Origin of the sequence: Jatrophihabitans cynanchi, from assembly GCF_027247405.1 — a bacterium.
Taxonomy (GTDB): domain Bacteria; phylum Actinomycetota; class Actinomycetes; order Mycobacteriales; family Jatrophihabitantaceae; genus Jatrophihabitans_B; species Jatrophihabitans_B cynanchi.
On the sequence record NZ_CP097463.1, the window covers coordinates 2075131 to 2093549 of the forward strand.

Annotated in this window: 16 protein-coding genes; 3 read left to right on the forward strand and 13 right to left on the reverse strand. The window is 70.1% G+C overall.

Annotation, left to right across the window (positions count from 1 at the left end; genetic code table 11):
* The gene (locus M6B22_RS10045; RefSeq protein WP_269445624.1) at positions 1 to 1548 is read right to left on the reverse strand and encodes a phage tail sheath family protein; all 1548 of its coding nucleotides are present in this window, start codon (positions 1546 to 1548) and stop codon (positions 1 to 3) included.
* Positions 1549 to 1806: 258 nt separating this feature from the next.
* Here M6B22_RS10045 and M6B22_RS10050 point away from each other — a divergent pair, with 258 nt between their 5' ends.
* Positions 1807 to 3483, forward strand: a complete 1677-nt coding sequence (locus tag M6B22_RS10050; protein WP_269445625.1) for a hypothetical protein — start codon at positions 1807 to 1809, stop codon at positions 3481 to 3483.
* Between the two features lie 19 nt (positions 3484 to 3502).
* Here the strand turns inward: M6B22_RS10050 and M6B22_RS10055 are convergent, their stop codons facing one another.
* The 7 genes from M6B22_RS10055 to M6B22_RS10085 all read right to left on the reverse strand — a co-directional run bounded on the left by M6B22_RS10055 (position 3503) and on the right by M6B22_RS10085 (position 8570).
* Positions 3503 to 4234, reverse strand: coding sequence for an eCIS core domain-containing protein (locus tag M6B22_RS10055; RefSeq protein ID WP_269445626.1), 732 nt, complete (start codon positions 4232 to 4234; stop codon positions 3503 to 3505).
* Positions 4235 to 4352: 118 nt separating this feature from the next.
* Positions 4353 to 4733, reverse strand: coding sequence for a cupin domain-containing protein (locus tag M6B22_RS10060; RefSeq protein WP_269445627.1), 381 nt, complete (start codon positions 4731 to 4733; stop codon positions 4353 to 4355).
* Positions 4733 to 5500, reverse strand: coding sequence for an HpcH/HpaI aldolase family protein (locus M6B22_RS10065; protein ID WP_269445628.1), 768 nt, complete (start codon positions 5498 to 5500; stop codon positions 4733 to 4735). The genes M6B22_RS10060 and M6B22_RS10065 overlap by 1 nt, the downstream gene beginning before the upstream one ends.
* On the reverse strand, positions 5497 to 6660 hold the full coding sequence (locus M6B22_RS10070; protein WP_269445629.1) for an amidohydrolase family protein: 1164 nt from the start codon (positions 6658 to 6660) through the stop codon (positions 5497 to 5499). Before M6B22_RS10070 ends, M6B22_RS10065 begins: the two co-directional genes overlap by 4 nt.
* 40 nt (positions 6661 to 6700) lie before the next feature.
* A complete protein-coding gene (locus tag M6B22_RS10075; RefSeq protein ID WP_269445630.1) occupies positions 6701 to 7573 on the reverse strand; it encodes a fumarylacetoacetate hydrolase family protein in 873 nt (290 codons plus the stop codon).
* A 134-nt stretch (positions 7574 to 7707) separates the two neighbouring features.
* Positions 7708 to 8121: a nuclear transport factor 2 family protein gene (locus M6B22_RS10080; RefSeq protein ID WP_269445631.1), complete on the reverse strand. Its 414-nt coding sequence runs from the start codon at positions 8119 to 8121 to the stop codon at positions 7708 to 7710.
* The gene (locus M6B22_RS10085; RefSeq protein ID WP_407935605.1) at positions 8103 to 8570 is read right to left on the reverse strand and encodes a VOC family protein; all 468 of its coding nucleotides are present in this window, start codon (positions 8568 to 8570) and stop codon (positions 8103 to 8105) included. Before M6B22_RS10085 ends, M6B22_RS10080 begins: the two co-directional genes overlap by 19 nt.
* A 165-nt stretch (positions 8571 to 8735) precedes the next feature.
* On the opposite strand from M6B22_RS10085, the gene M6B22_RS10090 reads away from it, so the two are divergent.
* On the forward strand, positions 8736 to 9770 hold the full coding sequence (locus tag M6B22_RS10090; protein ID WP_269445633.1) for an aldo/keto reductase: 1035 nt from the start codon (positions 8736 to 8738) through the stop codon (positions 9768 to 9770).
* A 6-nt stretch (positions 9771 to 9776) separates the two neighbouring features.
* Here M6B22_RS10090 and aceB read toward each other — a convergent pair whose 3' ends face one another.
* Positions 9777 to 11357, reverse strand: coding sequence for a malate synthase A (gene aceB / locus M6B22_RS10095; RefSeq protein ID WP_269445634.1), 1581 nt, complete (start codon positions 11355 to 11357; stop codon positions 9777 to 9779).
* Complete coding sequence (locus M6B22_RS10100; protein ID WP_269445635.1) at positions 11357 to 12349, reverse strand: TauD/TfdA family dioxygenase; 993 nt, start codon at positions 12347 to 12349, stop codon at positions 11357 to 11359. Before M6B22_RS10100 ends, aceB begins: the two co-directional genes overlap by 1 nt.
* A 456-nt stretch (positions 12350 to 12805) precedes the next feature.
* Here M6B22_RS10100 and M6B22_RS10105 point away from each other — a divergent pair, with 456 nt between their 5' ends.
* Positions 12806 to 14461, forward strand: a complete 1656-nt coding sequence (locus tag M6B22_RS10105; protein WP_269445636.1) for an HNH endonuclease signature motif containing protein — start codon at positions 12806 to 12808, stop codon at positions 14459 to 14461.
* Positions 14462 to 14769: 308 nt separating this feature from the next.
* Here M6B22_RS10105 and M6B22_RS10110 read toward each other — a convergent pair whose 3' ends face one another.
* The 3 genes from M6B22_RS10110 to M6B22_RS10120 are packed head-to-tail and all read right to left on the reverse strand — an operon-like array spanning position 14770 to position 18397.
* Entirely contained in the window at positions 14770 to 15684 is a 915-nt protein-coding gene (locus M6B22_RS10110; RefSeq protein WP_269445637.1) for an ABC transporter permease, read from the reverse strand.
* Entirely contained in the window at positions 15681 to 16823 is a 1143-nt protein-coding gene (locus M6B22_RS10115) for an ABC transporter permease (protein WP_269445638.1), read from the reverse strand. Before M6B22_RS10115 ends, M6B22_RS10110 begins: the two co-directional genes overlap by 4 nt.
* Positions 16820 to 18397 (reverse strand): ABC transporter ATP-binding protein, encoded by a 1578-nt coding sequence (locus M6B22_RS10120; protein WP_269445639.1) that lies wholly within the window; start codon positions 18395 to 18397, stop codon positions 16820 to 16822. Before M6B22_RS10120 ends, M6B22_RS10115 begins: the two co-directional genes overlap by 4 nt.
* Between the last annotated feature and the right edge of the window lie 22 nt (positions 18398 to 18419).

Consider the following 18419-nt stretch of genomic DNA (forward strand, 5'->3'; position numbering starts at 1 on the left):
CTATTCGTTGACGAGGCTGGTGCCGCCGGAGAACTGCGCCAGCTGGAAGATGACGAACTCGGCGGGTTTGACGGGTGCGACCCCGATCTGGCAGACGACCTGGCCGGCGTCGATCCCCTCGGCCGGGTTGGTTTCGCTGTCGCACTTGACGTAGAACGCCTCGTCGGGCGTCAGGCCGAACAGCGCGCCCTTGCGCCATTCGTTGACCAGGAAGGCGCTGATCGTGCGCCTGATGCGCGCCCACAGCGCGTAGTCGTTCGGCTCGAAGACCACCCACTGGGTGCCCAGCAGGATCGACTCCTCCAGGTAGTTGAACAGGCGGCGCACGTTCAGGTAGCGCCAGGCCGGGTCGCTGGACAGCGTGCGCGCACCCCAGACCCGGACCCCGCGTCCGGGGAAGGTGCGGATGCAGTTGATGCCGACCGGGTTGAGCAGGTCGTGCTCGGCCTTGGTGATCTGTGTCTGCAACGTGATCGCGCCGCGGACGACCTCGTTCGCCGGCGCCTTGTGCACGCCGCGGGTGTCGTCGTTGCGGGCCCAGACGCCGGCCATGTGACCGGACGGCGGCACGAACCGGTTGGTGCCGGTGGGCGGGTCGAACACCTTCACGTACGGCCAGTAGAGGGTGGCGAACTTCGAGTCGTAACCGGCGCCGTCGACGCGCCACTCCTTGACCTGCTGCGGCGACAGGCCGGGCGGCGGGTCGAGGATCGCCATCCGGTCACCCATCAGCTCGCAGTGCGCGATCATCGCCAGCTGCACGGCCTGCACCGTCTCCAGGTCGATGGCGCCCTTCTCGTACGCGGCCATCAGGTCGGGCACGGCGACCATGGTGACCTCGTCGATCGCCTCGAGGCCGCTGAAGCCGGTGCGGTCTGCTGCGTCGCCCACGTAGTCGTCGGCGCTGAGATGATCGGTCGACGGCGGTTCCGGTGCCGGTGGCGGCGCCTCCAGCTCGGTGGTGCCCTTGGTCGGTTTGGCCAGCCCGCTGCCGGCCACGATCTCTTCGATGTTGATCAGCTTGGACTGCTCGTTCACCTTCGTGACGACGTTGTCCGGCCCGCGCTTGACCGACACGCGGTCATAGGTCTCGGCCGGCTTGCCGTCGACGTTGACGATCAGCTTGAAGTGATCTTCGGCGGGCGCCTCACCGCCGGCGTCTGCGACCTCGACGCTGATCGCCTTGTTGCGCGGGGCATTCTGCAGCGCGGTGAACTTCAGGCCGGTCAGGCTCGCCTCGGCCGGTCCGGCGATCGCCCTGGGCGCCTTGCCCTTGCCGTTGCTGCCGCTGCCGATCCGTACGACGAAGCAGTTGCCGCCGCCGTTGAGGAAGTAGCCGTACACCGAGTGGGCGAGGTAGGTGTCCGGCACGAAGGTGCCGAACGTCTCGGTGAACTGCGACCAGTTGGACACCAGGGTGGGCTCGTTGACCGGCCCCTTCTCGGCGAGCCCCACGAACGCGGCGACCGCGGTGCCGACCCCTTCGATCGGGCGCGAACCGGCCTCGACCTCTTCGACATAGACACCCGGTGAGAGATACGTCGGCATGCTGCCTCCTCGAACGCTGTCAGCGACGAGGTCAAGCTTCGAGCTCAGGCACCGGCGGCAACACGCTTGTGCGGACGCCAACTCGGGACGTAGTCGCTGCCCGATCGGGCGGCTTCGCGGCGTCGGCCGGCCGTGACCTGGTGCCGCGGCAAGGGCAGCGCGGCCGACGCGAAAGTGCGCGCGTCCGGTCGGTGCGGCCGGACGCCTGTCGGCGGAACACTGCAACTCGATCGTGCCGACGGGTTCAGGGAGGGGCGTATGGCGCCGGTGCCGGCAGTGCGCCGGGCGACCCCTGCAGCGGCCGCACCGGTGGTGGAGCGCAAGGCGCCGGCCCGTGGTGTCGGGCTGCTCGCCCTGCAGCGCGCCGCCGGCAACCGCGCCGTCGCGCGTCTGCTCGGCGCCGGCGGCCCTGTCGTGCAGCGGCACAACTCGTGGGAGCACGCGCTGCTCGGTGACACGCCGCCGAAGGCGCTCGGCAAGGCCGCCGTCAGCAACGCGAACCGCAAGCACGTGCTCAGCGAGGAGTACGTGCGGATGAACTGGTTCCGGCGCGACCCGTTCCGCGACCCCACGGCGCGCTTTCGCGACGTGCGCTGGCTCCAGCTGCGCGCAAGCGGGCTGTGGGTCAGCTACGGCGAACTCAACGCGCTGGGCGACTACCTCGCCGACCCCACCGCGTACGACACGTTGCCGGCGTCGCAACTCGTCCCGGTGCTGCAGACGATGCGCGCCGGCATCCTCGCCGCGGCGGGCGCCGAGTTCGGCCTGCACGGCGACGACATGGCCGGCGCGGTCTCCAGCCTCGTCCCCGGCGCCGCCGGCGAGGTCAAGGCGCTGGACGAGAACACCGCCGGGCTCGGCCTGAACCGGTACAAGGGCCTGGTCGCCCGCAACGCCTGCCACTTCGCGCCGCTCAGTTGGGAACGCTGGTCACTGTTCCACAACGAGGCGGCGGACGAGGCGCGCCTGCACTACGAGTCCGGCCACCGGCTGGTCGCGCTGAACGTGATCGACACGAGCGCGCGGGAGCACAACCGCCAGGCGATGATCAAGAACGGTTACGCCGACCACTTCCTGCAGGACTCGTTCGCCGCTGGGCACCTGGCCAACAAGACGCTGATAATGCAGTGGTTCGTCGACTATCTCAACGGGCTGAACTGGCTGGCTCGGCCGTGGTTCGGGCTGCCCGCCGACAGCGTGATGTCACGGATGGGTAGCGCGCGGCAGCCCGGCGTGGCCGGCATGGAGCGGTACGGCCGGGCGCCGACGTCAGAGCACACCAGCGAGGGTGACCGGTTGCTCGGCAGTGGCCAGACCGACCCGCAGACCGCGCAGGAGCGCGACAGCTACGCCGGCCGCGTCAGCGGGTCGGGAGTAGGTGGCGACGACCGCGAACGCGACGCGAACTACCAGGCCTACCTGGGCATGCTGAACAGCGCGTTCCTGCAGTTGGCGGCCGGCGCGGTGCACGACTACCTGAACGAGCACGGCCTGTCGGTGCTGAACCAGCTGGGCACCGAGTTCAAGGTCGGCGGTGACGACACGCTGCTCAGCAAGTCCGACGAGCTCGGCGCGCAGACCGCCGGCGCTGCCGCGCACATGTCACGCGACGCGATCGAGGACCTGCTCCTGACCGGGCAGACGGACAAGAGCGTCGAGAAGATCTTCGCGCTGGTCCCCCAGTCCGTCCGGCTGTACCGCAAGGACGGCACGTTCGAGACCTTCGGACTGGGCGATTTCCAGGTGCAGGTGCTGCACAGGTTCTGCGACGACTACCTGTTCCCCGACCTCACCGACAGCTGGAAGGGGCGCATCGTGCGCAAGTGGTTCCCGGACATGGTCAGCGGCGGCATCTCCCAGGACGCCGGCCGCCCGGCGCCACGTCCGGCCGTGGGCGACTTCGTCACCACCGCGGAGTCCGCGCACACCGGCTGAGCCCGTCAACTGGGCCCGGCTACATCGGTTCCTCGTCCTCGTCCTGCTCGCGCTGCACGGACGGGTCGGCGGCCAGTTGCAGCTCGTCCTCCTCGTCGGCGGCCCGCTGCAGGGACGGGTCGGCAGCCAGTTGCAGCTCGTCCTCCTCGCCGGCGGCCCGCTGCACGGCGGCGGCCGGCGCGGGTGCGGCCATCGCGCGCTCGGCGTTCTCGGCTGCGGCCCGCTCGAAGCGGTCGGACGGATCGCTCACGCTGACCCCGTCGCCGGTGGGCGTGCCGTCGACCGGGCCGCTGCGCTGCTGGATCACGTGGGTCAGCTCGTGTGCCAGCATCGTCCTGCCCTCGGTGGACTGCGGGTCGTACTTGTCGCGCTGGAACACCACGTTCGAACCGACCGTGTAGGCGTGCGCGCCGACCGCCTGCGCCGACCGGTGCGCCCGGTCGTCGGCGTGCACCCGCACGTCGGAGAAATCCGCGCCGAGCCGCGCCTGCATGTCCTGGCGCACCGGCTCGTCGAGCGGACGCCCGCCGCCGGACACCACGTCGAGCACCGGCGAGCGCTCCTCGGCCAGCGCCGCCGCGCCCGCGTTGCCGACTGCGCGCTGCATGCGCAACATCCCGCCAGGGCCGAGCACATCGGTGCGTCCGGCAGCGGCCGCGGAGAAGATCGCGGCCACCGGCCGCTCGTCCGGGCGGGAGCCTTTGGGGCGCAGCGCTTCGCCTTCACGGACGTCGTGCTCGTGCGCGTGCATTGCGGTGTCCTTCCGTCGACGTACCTCTCGACGGTGGCACCGCACGATCTCGATCACCAGGTACGAGCCAGTGCCCGTTCGGGCAGAGTCCGCGGCACTGGCGGGCAGCAGCGCGGCGTCAGTGTGGCTGCAGGTAGTCCAGCTCGCCGGCCAGGTCCGCACGCGGCGGCACGAACAGGTCGATGTTGACGCACGGCGCCTCGGTCGGCTCGACATAGTGCTCGGACCCACGCGGTACGAGCAGGAACGAGCCGGCGCGCATCGCGTTCGGGGTGCCGTCGATGTAGTAGTTGCACCGGCCGGACGCGATGTAGACGAGCTGGTCGAAGTCGGCGTGCGTGTGCGGGTTCAGCTCCATGCCGACGTCGAGCTCGTGGTGGGCGATCATCACCTCGTCGGTGGCGTAGATCCGGCGGCGCACCCCGGGCCGGATCTCGCGCTGCGGGATCTCGTCCCAGTTGATCACGGTGCCGAACAGGGTGGGGTTGCGGCCGGCCATCAGCTGTCCTCCTTGACGGGCGCGGCGGCGCGCAGGCCGGCCGCGAGGATCTGCAGGTCGGAGCCGACGAGCAGGTAGCCCGCCTCGGCAAGGCCTTGTGCTGCGGCGCTCGCGCGGTTCGCGGACCACCCGCCGAACGCGACGCCCGCCGCCGCCGCGCCCGCGCGCACCTGCTCGACCGCGGTGGCCAACTCGGGTGCCGGCGGCAGGCCGAGGCTGACCGACAGGTCGGTGGTGCCGACGAACGCGACGTCCAGGCCGCGCAGCACGTCCGGCCACGGCTGGTCGACGCGCGTCTCGATCTGGCCGACCAGCAACGGCGGCGCGTCCGCTTCAGCGCGCAGGAAGTCGGCGAGCGCGACGGCGCCGAACCCGGCGACGCGATTGGCCAGGCTCACCGAACGCTCCCCGGCGGGGGCGAACCGGGCGGCGGCGACCAGCGCCCTGGTCTGCTCGGCGCCACGCACCATGGACAGTTGGATGCCGGCGGCGCCGTTCTCCAGCAGCCGCGCGACGAGGGGCGCATCGACCGCCGGCACCCGCACCAGGGCGGCCAGCCCGCAGACGTCGGCGTGCCGGACCAGCGCGATCGCGTCGGCCTCGGTCAAGGTCGAGTGCTCCAGGTCGACGACGGCGAGGTCGAAGCCCGCCGCGGCGACCAGTTCCAGCACGTCCGGCGTGCCGAGCTTGACGAACGTGCCGACCAGGCGGTGCCCGGCGGCGAGGCGTTCGCGTAGCGCGCGACGTCGATCGTGCAGCGTGCTCACGCCGTAGCGCCGCCTCGCCACGGGACCGTCTCGACCACGGCGCCGTTGTGGACCACGGTGGTGGGCTCCAGCCGTGGTGCGACGATCGTGTTGCCGGCGGCGTCGGGCAGTTCGACCTCGCTGGTCTCGGTCAGCACGGTGACGTCGGCCCGTCCGCCGGCCTCGAGCCGGCCGTAGCCCTCGCCGTCCAGGCCGAGCAGCGCGGCCGGGGCGACGGTGGCGCGCCGGATGCACTCGGTCAGCGGGGCACCGAGCGCGACCAGCTTGGCGATGCTGGTGACCAGGTCGAACACCGGGCCGCGCCAGTTGCGCGCGCTGGTGTCCGAGCTGAGCACGTCCGGCAGGAAGCCGTCGGCGATCGCGCGCCGGGCGACCTCGAAGCTCAGGTTGCTCTTGCCGTGCGCGGAGTCGAACAGCACGCCACGTTCGCGTGCCGCGTTCACCTCGGGCAGCACCCGGTCGCCGTCGAGGATCCCGTGCGGCTTGCCCGTGTAGCAGTGCGCCACGATGTCGCCGGCGCGCAGGTAGTCCAGCACGGCCGGTAACGGCTCCTCGGTCTCGCCGATGTGCACCATCAGCGGCAGCTTCGCCTGCTCGGCCAGCGCGATCGACTTCTTCAGCAACGCCTCCCAGTTGGGGCCGACCACGTCCTCGGACAGCCGGATCTTGAAGCCGCGCACGACATCGGGGTTCTGCGCGGCGGTGGCCAGGGCGTCGTCGACCACCAGCGTGTCCGGGTTCATCAGCTCGCCGAAGCGGAAGTCGATCAGGCCCAGCACCGAGACGTTCAGGAAGTTGACGATGCGCAGGTCGTTGCCTTCGACGACGAGCTTGCGGAACGCGGGGAACGTCGACGCGCCGGCCGTGCCGGCGTCGGCCACCGCGACGACACCACGGCGCAGGTGCGCCTCCTCGGCGGGCGCGCCGACCTTCGACACGTACTGGAAGATGTGGCTGTGCCCCTCGACCAGCCCGGGGACCACGGTGGAACCGGCGCAGTCGATCACCTCGCTGCCACGGGCCGCGAGGTCGGGGCCGATGGCCGCCACCTGCGCACCGCTGATCGCGACGTCGCACCGCTCGTTCAGGCCGGACGCCGGGTCGAGCACGGTGCCGCCGGCAAGGACGAGGTCGAACGACGGCTGACTCGGAACGGACACTGGGACTCCCAAGGCTGTGACGTGGTCGAAGGGTGGGCGCTCAGCGCGCGTGCTCGGCGAGCACCGGGCGTTCGTGCCCGTCGCCCGGCGGCGCCTGAACGGTGGTGACGAGAGGCAGGACGGGCCCGACCTCGATGCGGATCGTGTCGCCGACGGCGAGGAAGCACTGCCGGTCCTGCCCGGTGCCGGCCGGCGTGCCGGTGAGGACGACGTCCCCCGGCTCGAGCGCGGCGAACCACGAGATCCGGGACAGCAGGTCGGCGACCGGGAAGATCATCCCGGCGCTGGTGTCGTCCTGGCGCAGTTCGTCGTTGACCCAGGTGCGGACCCGGATGCAGTCGGGATCGGCGAACTCGTCCGGCGTGCACACCGAGGCGCCGAGCGGGTTGAAGCCGGGGAAGCTCTTGGCGAGCGTCGGTGCGGACGTCGTGCGCATGACGTCGCGTGCGGTCATGTCGTTCGCGGCGGTGATGCCGGCGACGCTCGGCCAGACGTCCTCGGGCGCAGCCTGGTAGAGCCGGCGTCCGACGAGCACGGCGATCTCGCCCTCGTAGTCCATCTCGAGCGTCTGCCCGGCCGGGATCACGACCGGCGACCCTGGCGCCAGAACCGCAGACGGCGCGCCGAGGTACAGGATCGGCTCGCTCGGCAGCGCGCGCCCGGTGTGCTCGGCCTTGGACCGGTAGTTCAGCCCGACGCCCCAGACGGCGCGCGGCGTGCCCAGCGGTGCGAGCAGGTCGACCTCGCCCAGCGGGACCCGGCCGCGCACCGGGTAGACGTCCAGCCCGGCCAGCGTCCCGAGCTGTTCGAGCGCCGCGCCGAGATGCGGAAACGGCGTGTCGAGCAGGGCGATCTCGCCGCTTTCGACACGTCCTAGTCCGGACGCGGTGGTCACAAGGTGCACGAGAGGCATCTTTCAATGCGAGATGGCATCGTGTCAAGCGATACGCGCGGCCCTTCCCGGGGCAGCCCCGGACCGCGCGTTCTCCTCGCCTCACCACCGTCGGCGGTGGCCGGGCGAGGACAACTCGCGGGGGTGGACGCGGGTCAGCCGGCGGGCAGCTGGCGGGTGACCTCGCCGCTGTCCCAGTAGTCGACGCGATGGGCGATCAGGCCGGTGGCGTCGACGCGGAACCGGAACACGCCGCGCACGCTGACCGGCGCATTCCCCCGTGACACCAGCCGGAACGACATGCGGTACGCGGCGCTGGCCCGGTCCGCCTCCACGAGCAGGTCCTCGAGCTCGTAGTGCAGGTCGGCGAAGTCCGCGATGAAGCGCTCGAGCGCCGCGCGGTACTCGGCGCGGCCGTACCGGTTGTGCCCCATCGCCGAGGTGTGCTCGTTGACGAAGTCCTCGGCCACGCAGGCCGCGATGCGATCCGGATCGTGCGCGTTGAGGGCGTCCAGGTAGGCGAGCACCGCGGCCCGGGTGTCCGGCGCGGTCAGGACTGCTCGCCCCACAGCCGGCGGACGCTGGAGAACACGCGCTGGTCGTGCGAGATCTCGATGACGTTCCCGTCCGGATCCTTGAACGCGCAGACGTAGCCGACCTGTCCGCCGATGTCCGTCGGCTCCCAGTGCAGGCACCCCATCTCCCGCGCGCGATCGGCCAGTTCGTCGACGTCGCTGCGGTTCGGTACCTCGATCCCCAGGTGCGCAAAGGGGGTCAGCAGGCCGAGTTGCTTGCCGCGGTCCTTGTTGAAGCAGACCAGGACCAGCACGAACGGGGTGTCGACCTGCTTGTCGTTCGACAGCCACACGCTCTCGCCGTCGTCGTCCTGGAACCGTTCGACGACGACCAGCGGGGTGAGCTTGGTGTAGAACTCGATCGCCCGGTCCAGGTCGCCTACAGGCAGTGCCACGTGGGTCCACCGGGCGGACATGAGAGCGGTATTCACCAGAACCTCCATCAGTGCACAGAGCTGTCCGCCACAGCGTAGGCAGCAACCGAGGAAGCGGCCATGTGCCACGGGCACGAAGCGGACGGCGCGATGCTGAGCCCGTAGGACATGGGCAGCCGGGCCTCGCGCGTGCGAGCCTTGAGGTCATCGCCCGGATGTCTCGAGGAGGACCACTTGCAGTACCGCACGCTCGGCCGCACCGGCATCGAGGTCAGCACACTGTGCCTGGGCACGATGATGTTCGGCGCCTGGGGCAACACCGACGAGGCCGAGTGCCACCGCATCCTCGACGCCGCTCTCGACGCCGGCATCAACGTGATCGACACCGCTGACATCTACGCGTTCGGCGAGTCGGAGGAGATCGTCGGTCGCGCCCTCAAGGGCCGGCGCGACCAGGTCGTCCTCGCCACCAAGGCGAACAACGCGATGCCCGGCGAACCGGGGGACCGCAACCGCGGCGGCAACTCGCGGGTGTGGATCATGCGGGCCGTCGAGGACAGCCTGCGCCGGCTCGGTACCGACTACATCGACCTGTACCAGATCCACCGGCCGGACCCGCGGGTCGACATCGACGAGACGCTCGGCGCGCTCAGCGACCTCGTGCACCAGGGCAAGGTGCGCGCGATCGGCAGCTCGACGTTCCCGGCCGAGCAGATCGTCGAGGCGCAGTGGACCGCCGAGCGCCGCGGCCGCGAACGGTTCGTGACCGAGCAGCTGTCCTACTCGATCCTGGCGCGGCACGCCGAGGGCGCGGCGCTGCCGACCAGCGAGCGGTACGGGCTGGGCGTGCTGGTGTGGAGCCCGCTCAACGGCGGCTGGCTGTCCGGCAAGTACCGCCTCGGCAGCGAGCCCGCAGCCGATTCGAGGGCGCTGACCAACGGCGATCACTTCGACTTCCGCGACGCCGAGGTGCGCCGGCGCAAGCTGGAGTTGGTGGAGCGGCTCATCGCGATCGCTGACGACGAGGGCTGCTCGCTGATCCACCTCGCGCTGGGCTTCGTGCTGGCGCACCGCGCGGTGAGCACCGCGATCATCGGGCCGCGCACCTTCGACCAGCTGACCAGCCAGCTCGGTGCGGGCGACGTCATGCTCTCCACCGAGGCGCTCGATCGCATCGACGCGCTCGTCGCGCCCGGCACCGACGTCAACCCGGAGAACGTCGGCTACCAGCCGCCGGAACTGCTCGACGCCGCGCTGCGCCGCCGCTGAGCCTCGTCAGGGCATCCGCTCGTACGCCGCCGTGGTGAGGAACTCGGGCAGTTCGTCGCCGAGCGTCACCTCCTCGAACAGTGCCCGTGCCGCGGCGAAGGACTGCTCGTCGCCGAGGCTCGCGATCTGCTCGTCCAGCACCTGGCGCACCAGCTCGCGGGTCACCGTCTCGCCGGTGTCCAGCCGTACGCCGGCATGGAGCCACTGCCAGATCTGCGCGCGGCAGATCTCCGCGGTGGCGGCGTCCTCCATCAGGTTGTAGATCCCCACCGCGCCGCGACCACCGAGCCAGGAGCGCAGATACTGCAGTGCGACGCCGACGTTGCTGTGCAAGCCGGTAGCGGTGATCTCGCCGGGCAGCGAGGCGATGTCGAGCAGCTCACCGGCGGACACGCTGACGTCACCGCGCAGCCTCTCGAGCTGGTTGGGCCGGCCGGCGAGCACGGCGTCGAACGCCGCACGGCAGATCGGGACCAGGTCCGGGTGCGCGACCCACGAGCCGTCGAACCCGTCCCCGGCCTCGCGCTGCTTGTCGTCGGTGACCTTGGCGAACGCGGTCTCGTTCACCTGCGGGTCGCGCCTGTTCGGGATGAACGCGGCCATCCCGCCGATCGCCAGCGCACCGCGCCGGTGACAGGTGTGCACGAGCAGGTCCGTGTACGCGCGCATCATCGGCGCCGTCATCACCACCGAGTTGCGGTCCGGCAGCACGTCGCTGCCGCGCCGGAACTTCTTGATGATGCTGAACAGGTAGTCCCAGCGGCCGGCGTTCAGTCCCGCGGCGTGGGTGCGCAGTTCGTAGAGGATCTCCTCCATCTCGAACGCGGCGGTGATCGTCTCGATGAGGACGGTCGCCCGGATCGTCCCCGGCTCGAACTCCAGCAACCGTTCGGTGTAGTCGAAGACGTCGTTCCACAGCCGCGCCTCGAGGTGGCTCTCCAGCTTCGGCAGGTAGAGGTACGGTCCGCTGCCGCGCTCCAACTGGCGGCGTGCGCAGCCGGCGAAGTACAGCGCGAAATCGACGAACGCGCCGGCGGCCCGCTGGCCGTCGATGAGGACGTGCTTCTCGGGCAGGTGCAGGCCACGTGGTCGCACCACGATCGTCGGCTGCTGGTCACCGACCGCGTAGTGCTTGCCGTTCTCGGTGAACTCCAGGGTGCCGTCGAGCGCGTCGCGCAGGTTCAACTGGCCGCCGATCACGTTCTCCCACAGGGGAGTGATCGCGTCCTCGAAGTCGGCGAGCCAGACCTGCGCGCCGGAGTTCAGCGCGTTCACCGTCATCTTGCGATCGGTCGGGCCGGTGATCTCCACGCGCCGGTCCGCCAGTCCGGGTGCCGGCGGCGGCACCGTCCAGTCGCCCTCGCGCACGTGTGCGGTGCCCGGCAGGAGGTTCGGACGCTCGCCGGCGTCGAAGGCCCGTTGCCGCGTCGCCCGCTCGCTGAGCAGGTCCCGGCGGCGGGCGTCGAAGCGGCGGTGCAGGTCGGCGATCAGGCCGAGCGCCTGGGCGTCAAGCACTTCGTCGTACCGCTCCCCCATCGGTCCGGCGATCTGAACGCCCAGCTCGCCGTCCGTGTCGGTGATCGCCATCAGGCGGCACCACCTTCGAACGCGACCGCGCGCGGCGTGATCCCGCCGGCCTCGAAGTCCGGCGGCAGCCGGAAGTCCTCGCGCAACGTCAACCAGATCCGGATCAGGTCGCGGCGGCGCTCGGGTTCTGGGTGATCTACGTAGTCGGTGCGCGCATGCATCACCGTGTAGTTGTTGAGGAACTGGATGTCACCGGGCGCGAAGTTCATGTTGAGCACGAACTCCGGGGCGTTCGTCATCGCGTCGAGCACGTCGAGCGCCTCGACCTGTTGCGGCGTCAGCTCGGGGACACCCGGGCCGCGCGAGGCCGACTCCATGTACTGCCGACCGTAGTGCGCGAACAACCGGCCGTCCTGTTCGGCGAACACGCTGCACCGGAAAAAGCTCTCCGGGCCGTCGCCGGAGCGCCGGTCGTGCCACCACGGTTCGTGCAGCAGCTCGGCGACGTCCGGCCGGGTACGCACCAGTTCGTCGTGCACCGCCACCGAGCTGATGATCGTGCTCACGCCCCCGCTCTTGGCCGGCCGCACGCAGAGCAGACCGACCACGTCGGAGGAGTCCGCGTGGTACTCCAGGCGGGCGGACGTCTCGAAGCCGCGCACCAGCGGGTCGTTCGGGTCGACGCCCATGTCCCGTACGTGCACCAGCAGATCGTCCGGGCCGCGCTGGTGGATCGGCGCGCCGACGTGCTGGCCGATTCCCCAGTACAGGGTCTCGATGCTGCGCTCGTCCAGGTTCTCGATCGGGATGCCGCGCAGCAGCACGAAGCCGCGGCCGTCGATCAGCTCGGTGATCACCCCCGCGAGGACGGGGCCGACGGTGGGTAGCGGGAAGTCCTCGCGCCGGATGTCTCTGAGGCCACGGCCGGCCACGGCCGCGAGCGCGCTGAGCAGTTCTGCGCGATGCCGCGCCGTGAGCTCGATCTTCCAATCGTCACGGTCGGCGAGATCCTCGCCGCGCCAGGCGGCCGGGCCGCCGATGATGTTCGCCATTGTTCGTCCTTCGGTGCGCGTGGTGGTCCGCGACCGTGGCTGGTCGCGGCATGGTGGCGCAGAAGGGAAATCGGCTGCGCCGGGACTAGGAGCCGTGCTTTCGTCCGGGCGCGCGCGGGTGGCGCGGGGTACCGATGTAGATCGGGCCGTCAGCCATAGCCGTATCATAATGCGAGATGCCGTCTTGTCAATGATGATGGGCGCGTTGCGCACTGCGAGCCGTTGCCGGGTCGCATTTCGTCTTTGGTGAAAGGCGCGCCGACGGCCGCAGTTCGCCACCGGTCGGCTCGCGCTGCCGAGTCGCGCTCCGCACGTGGTGAAAGACGCACCGACGGCGGCCGTTCGGCCCGTGGTCGGCTCGCGATTGCCGGGTCGCGCCTCGTCCTTGGTGAATGGCGCACCGACGGCATCGGTTCGCCTCCGGGTCGGCTCGCGCTGCCGGGTCACGCTCCGCACGTGGTGGAAGGCGCAGCGACGGTGGCGGTTCGGCTCGCGCTGCCGGGTCACGTCCGCGCTGTGGAGACGGACGTCATCGACGAGGAAGTTCGCGCCTGCTCGACGGTCGCTGCCGGGTCGCCTTCGCGCTGGGCTGCTGGGTTGCGTCTGTCGTGGTCGAGTCCCGATGCGCGTGTTCCGATCGCCCGAAAATTCGCCGAGGAATCTCTCGAAAGTCCTTGTTTCGGGGGGAATCTGTCGGTCACACCTGCTATTATCGCCAGCATGTTCGGCAGTGACGTCAGCCCGGAAGCGGGCACCGTGCTGGCCGAACTCGACACCGTGTTGCAGCGGCTGAACACCCTGGTGCTGGACTCTCACAGCGACAGCGAAGTCCTGGCCCCGTGGCGCGAACTGGAACACCGGCGCCGCACCCTGGCCCCGATCGATCACGCCCTGATCGCACAGTTGCAGACCCGCAACGTCCCGCACACCCTCGGCGAGCGTTCGATGACGACACTGGCGCGCAGCGTGCTGCGGGTCGGCATCGGTGAGGCCAAAGCCCGCGTCGTCGCGGCCGAAGCACTCGGACCCCGGACGGCGCTTTCCGGGCAGCCGTTGCAGCCGATCTACCCGGTCCTGGCCGCGGCGCAAGCCGCCGGTCAGGTGTCCGAACCCGCAGCCCGGCTGATCGTGACCACCATCGAACAACTCCCCGACGCGGTACGCGCCGAGGTCGACCGGGACCTGGAACACACCCTCACGAAGCAGGCCGGCGAGCTGGACCTGGACCAACTACGCACCCTGACCCGGCACGTCACCGCGCTACTGGACCCGGACGGGCTACTCACCCAAGAAACCCAGCGGCAACGCCAACGCGAAGTCACCCTCGCCATCCGCCCCGACGGGTCCGGCCGGTTGAGCGGCAACTGCACCGCCGAACTCACCGAATGGCTGCGCACAGTGTTCGACACGCTCGCCAAACCCAAACCTGCCACCACCGGCGCCACCACCGGCGGCGCCACCACCGGCGGCGCCACTACCGACAGCACCGCCGGCGGCGCCACGGACGCGGCGGCGAAGGACCCCAGGACTGCGCCGCAACGGCGCCACGACGCGCTCCTGGAGGCACTCAAACTCACCGCCCGCGCCGAACTGCTGCCCGACTGCGGCGGCATCAGCAGCACCCTGCTACTCAGCATGACCCGCGAGGCGTTCCTCACCGGCACCGGCACCGCCACCACCGGACACGGCACCATCGTGCACGCCACAACAGCCCGCCAGTGGGCCGACGGCGGGGACACCCTCGTACAACCCGTCTGGATCAACCAACACCGGCGCATCGAAGCCCTCGGCACCCCCTGCCGCATCTTCACCCGCCAGCAACGCCACGCCCTGATCATCCGAGACAAAGGCTGCTCATTCCCCGGCTGCGACGCACCCCCACAACACTGCCAAGTCCACCACATCGTGCCCTGGGCCGACGGCGGACCCACCCACATCGACAACGGCTGCCTACTCTGCACCTACCACCACCGCACGTTCGAACGCCTCGGCTGGGTGTGCACGATGTTGAAGGGGGTCCCGCACTGGGTCCCACCCGCCTGGACAGGCAACCAAACCCCCATCCGCAACACCGCACACGACCCCCGACCGAACTACCCGCTCAAGACATAGCCCGGCGCGCGGGTCCCGGCCGCTCAAGGGGCCACGAGTGAACCGCCGGACAGAGCTGCACCCCGGGTTCACCGCGACGGGGGCCCAGCGATTTCTGGAACTCGGGTACATCAGCGCCGTCCACGGCGACATCGGCAACCCCGACATCGACGATGGCAATCGCGCTCGCCGGCAAGGCCGTCGCCAGCATGCACGCGCACCAGGCGCCCCGCAATGCACGACGCGGCTGCACTGCGGGGGTTCCGGCCTGCCGCGTTCCTACATGACCGATCTGCGCAGCGACGCGAACATGCGCGGCTCCGCGGCTGCTAGGTCGAGCCGCGTTCGAAGGGTTGTGCCAAGGCACGTGGTTGTCGGTGCTGGGTGGCGAACAACAGCATTGCCAACAGTGCCAGCAGGTACGGCACCGCGATCAGGAACTCGTCGTTCAACGTCACGCCCAGCGCCGGCAGCGCCAGCCGCATCGCGTCCGCCAGCCCGAACAGAGCGCAGCCGAGCATGCTCCGTCCGAGGCGCCAGGCTCCGAAGATCACGGCGGCGATCACGATGTAGCCGCGGCCGGCCGTCATGTTCTGGTTGAACGAGCCGACCTCGCCGACCGCCAGGTAAGCGCCACCGAGACCGCTGAGCAGGCCGCACCACATCAGAGCCTGACGACGGCGCTTGTTCACGTGGATGCCGGTGACATCGGCAGCCTGCGGGTTCTCACCGACGGCACGCAGTTCCAGACCCCAGCGGCTGCGTTCGATCAACCACCAGGTGAGCGGGATGATCCCGATCAACAGATAGACCGGCCATCGTTCGACGAACAGAGCCGGCCCGATCATCGGGATGTCACGCAGTCCCGGAATGTTGATCTGGGACACCTGGTGGCTGACGAACGAGCTGGTGGCGATCAGGTAGCTGGTCAGCCCGAGCACGAGCGCGTTGAGTGCCAGGCCGACGACGAAGGTGTTGATCTCGGCGCGATGCGAGAGGTTCGCGTGCACCACGGCAATGACGAACCCGACGGCTATGCCGGCGAGCAACCCGATCGTGGCGCTGCCGGTCGCGCTGGCTGCCGCGATCGAGGTGAACGCGCCGCCGAGCATCATCGCCTCGACCGAGATGTTCAGCGTGCCGGCCCGCTCGGCCAGGTACTCGCCGCAGGCGGCGAACGCGAGCGGAACCGTCAACCGCACACCACTGGACAAGATGGTCTCGACGTCGGTGACAGCACTCATGCCGCGGCTCCTTCCAACGTCGGGGCGGGTTGCTCGACGACGGCGGCGCGAGATGCCGACGCGCGGCGCTGCATCATCTTGGCCAGCGCGGGCGGCGCGACGAAGGCGAGCACGAGCAGCGCCTTCACCACGTCGACGATGAACGAGGGCACGCCGGTGGCCGCGATGAAGTTGCCGCCGGAGCGCAACACGCCGAACAGCAGCGCGAACGGGACGGCGACGAGCGGGCGGTCACGCGCCACCAGGGCGACGAGCAGGCCGTCCCAGCCGAACATGTGCGACGTGCCCGGTTGCAGCCGGAAGTTGCCGACCGGGCTGGCGACCAGTACCGCACCGGCGAGCCCGGAGAACGCGCCCGAGATCGCCAGCGCAAGAGCGGCCAGCCCGGCCACCCGGATGCCGGCGTGCCGCGCGACGAACGGGTTCAGCCCCACCATCTTGAGCCGGAACCCCCACCGGGTGCGGTACATGACCACGGCGGCCAGCACGGCCAGCGCGAGCGCGATGAACAGCCCGACGTTCAGCTGCAGGTTGGGGTAGTTGCCGAACGACCTCAGCCGCGCGCCGGACGGAATCTGGTCGGACTCCGGCGCCGGCGTGGCGTAACTGATCTTCTTCTCCTGCAGGAACCACGACGTGTTCACCGCGTAGGTGATCAGCTGTTGCGCCACGAACGTCATCAGCAGCGTGCTGACGACGATGTTCACGCCGCCGATCTTGAGCATCAGCGAACTGAGCGAGGCCCACGCGCCGCCGGCGACCGCGGCGGCGAGCAGCGCGACGCCGAGCGCCGCGGGCCCGACCAGATCCATCTTGATCGTGACGGCAGCCGCGGCCATCGCCCCGATCAGCACCTGACCTTCCTGGCCGATGTTGAACGTCCCCGCGCGGGCGCAGATGCACGAGCCGACGGCCACAATGAGCAGCGGCGCGGCGTTGAGCAACGTGGTGGACCACGACGACTGCGAGCCGATGCTGCCCTTGACGACAGCGTCCAGCGAGTCGCTCGGTGAGCCGCCGGTGGCCGCAATGAGCACGCCGGACAGCACGGCCACGACCGCGACCGCGATGACCGACAAGACGGCGATCAGCCATCCGGTCCGCATCTGGGCAAGGCCCCTGGATCGGGTGGCACTCATGCCGCGATTCCTCCGACGAGCATGCCGAGGCGCTCAGCGGTCGCCTCCGCGATCGAAAGCACGCCGGTGATCCGGCCGGAGGAGATGACCGCGACGCGGGCGCACAACGCCATGACCTCCTCCAGTTCGGTGGATACGAGCAGCACGGCGACGCCCGACGAGGCCGCCTTGCGCAGCCGTAGGTACATGTCCTCGATGGCGCCGACGTCGAGCCCGTGCGTGGGCTGCGCGGCGATCAGCACCGACGGGTTGCCGGAAAGCTCGCGGGCAAGCACCACACGCTGCTGGTTGCCGCCCGACAGGCTGCGCACGGGCGCGTCGAGCGAGGACGTGATGATGTTGTACTCGGTGGCCAGCCGCTGCGCGATGGCGTGCATCTTGCGCTTGCTGATGAACCCGCCCGAGGTGACGTCGTCGACCGTCTTGAACACCAGGTTCTCGGCGACGCTCATGTCCAGCACGACGCCCGAGTGGTGCCGGTCCTCCGGGACGATGCCGAGTCCGGCACGCTGCAGCGCCTTCGGCCGGCTCAGGTCGATGACCTTCCCGCCCACTTCGACGGTGCCGCTCGACGGGTGGACGAGACCGGCGAGCACCTCACCGAGGGTCGCCTGACCGTTGCCCTCCACGCCGTACAGCCCGACGATCTCGCCCGGCTGGACGGTGAGGCTGAGCTTGTCGATCAACGGAACCCCGCCGGCCTCGACGACCAGGTCGGTGAGCCGAAGCGCGGGCGGCAGGTCAGCGACGGCGGCCGATGCCGACTCCACCTCGGCGGTACCGGCCCGGCCACCGCGCTCGACGGGCAACACACCGAGTGCGGCGGCCTCGGCGCGCAGCGACACGTCCCGGCCGACCATCTGCCGGGCCAGCTCCTGCGCGGTGGTCTCCGCGGTGGCCGTCCGGAAGGCCACCTTGCCCTTACGCAGCACCGTAACCCGGTCGGTGGCCGCGGTGATCTCGGCGAGTTTGTGGCTGATCAGGATCACCGCGCGGTTCTCCTCCTGCACCACGCGGCGCAGCACCGAGAACAGCTCGAGCGACTCGGCCTGGGTGAGCACCGAGGTCGGCTCGTCCAGGATCAGCACCGACGGATCGCGCCGCAGGCACTTGATCAGCTCGACCCGCTGGCGCTCGCCGGCCGAGAGTTGGTCGATCCGCTGCAGCGGGTCGATCGGCAGGCCGTACCGCCTGCCGACCTCCTCCACCTGTGCACACGCGCGCGACCGGTCGACCTTTCCCACGTCGCCGAGCACGACGTTCTCCCAGACCCGCAACGGCTCGATGAGGCTGAAGTGCTGGTGCACCATGCCCAGCCCCATCGCCGCCGCTGCCTGCGGGTCGTTGATCTCGACCTGCCGGCCGCGGTACTCGATCGTTCCCGCGTCCCGGTTGACCAGGCCGAGCAGGACCTTCATCAGGGTGGACTTTCCCGCCCCGTTCTCGCCGAGGAGTCCGTGGATCTCGCCGGAGTTCACGGCGAGATCCACGGCGTCGCACGCGACGACGGAACCGTAGACCTTGGTTATTCCGCGCAACTGCAGAGCGGTCGGCTGCTCGGTGGCCAGTGCCACGGTCCTCTCCTCCAACGACATG

Coding starts and splice junctions, on each gene's coding strand:
- M6B22_RS10050 (WP_269445625.1), top strand. CDS start 1,807: ATGGCGCCGGTGCCGGCAGTGCGCCGGGCGACCCCTGCAGCGGCCGCA.
- M6B22_RS10045 (WP_269445624.1), bottom strand. CDS start 1,548: ATGCCGACGTATCTCTCACCGGGTGTCTATGTCGAAGAGGTCGAGGCC.
- M6B22_RS10115 (WP_269445638.1), bottom strand. CDS start 16,823: ATGAGTGCCACCCGATCCAGGGGCCTTGCCCAGATGCGGACCGGATGG.
- M6B22_RS10055 (WP_269445626.1), bottom strand. CDS start 4,234: ATGCACGCGCACGAGCACGACGTCCGTGAAGGCGAAGCGCTGCGCCCC.
- M6B22_RS10075 (WP_269445630.1), bottom strand. CDS start 7,573: ATGCCTCTCGTGCACCTTGTGACCACCGCGTCCGGACTAGGACGTGTC.
- aceB (WP_269445634.1), bottom strand. CDS start 11,357: ATGGCGATCACCGACACGGACGGCGAGCTGGGCGTTCAGATCGCCGGA.
- M6B22_RS10110 (WP_269445637.1), bottom strand. CDS start 15,684: ATGAGTGCTGTCACCGACGTCGAGACCATCTTGTCCAGTGGTGTGCGG.
- M6B22_RS10085 (WP_407935605.1), bottom strand. CDS start 8,570: ATGGAGGTTCTGGTGAATACCGCTCTCATGTCCGCCCGGTGGACCCAC.
- M6B22_RS10060 (WP_269445627.1), bottom strand. CDS start 4,733: ATGGCCGGCCGCAACCCCACCCTGTTCGGCACCGTGATCAACTGGGAC.
- M6B22_RS10100 (WP_269445635.1), bottom strand. CDS start 12,349: ATGGCGAACATCATCGGCGGCCCGGCCGCCTGGCGCGGCGAGGATCTC.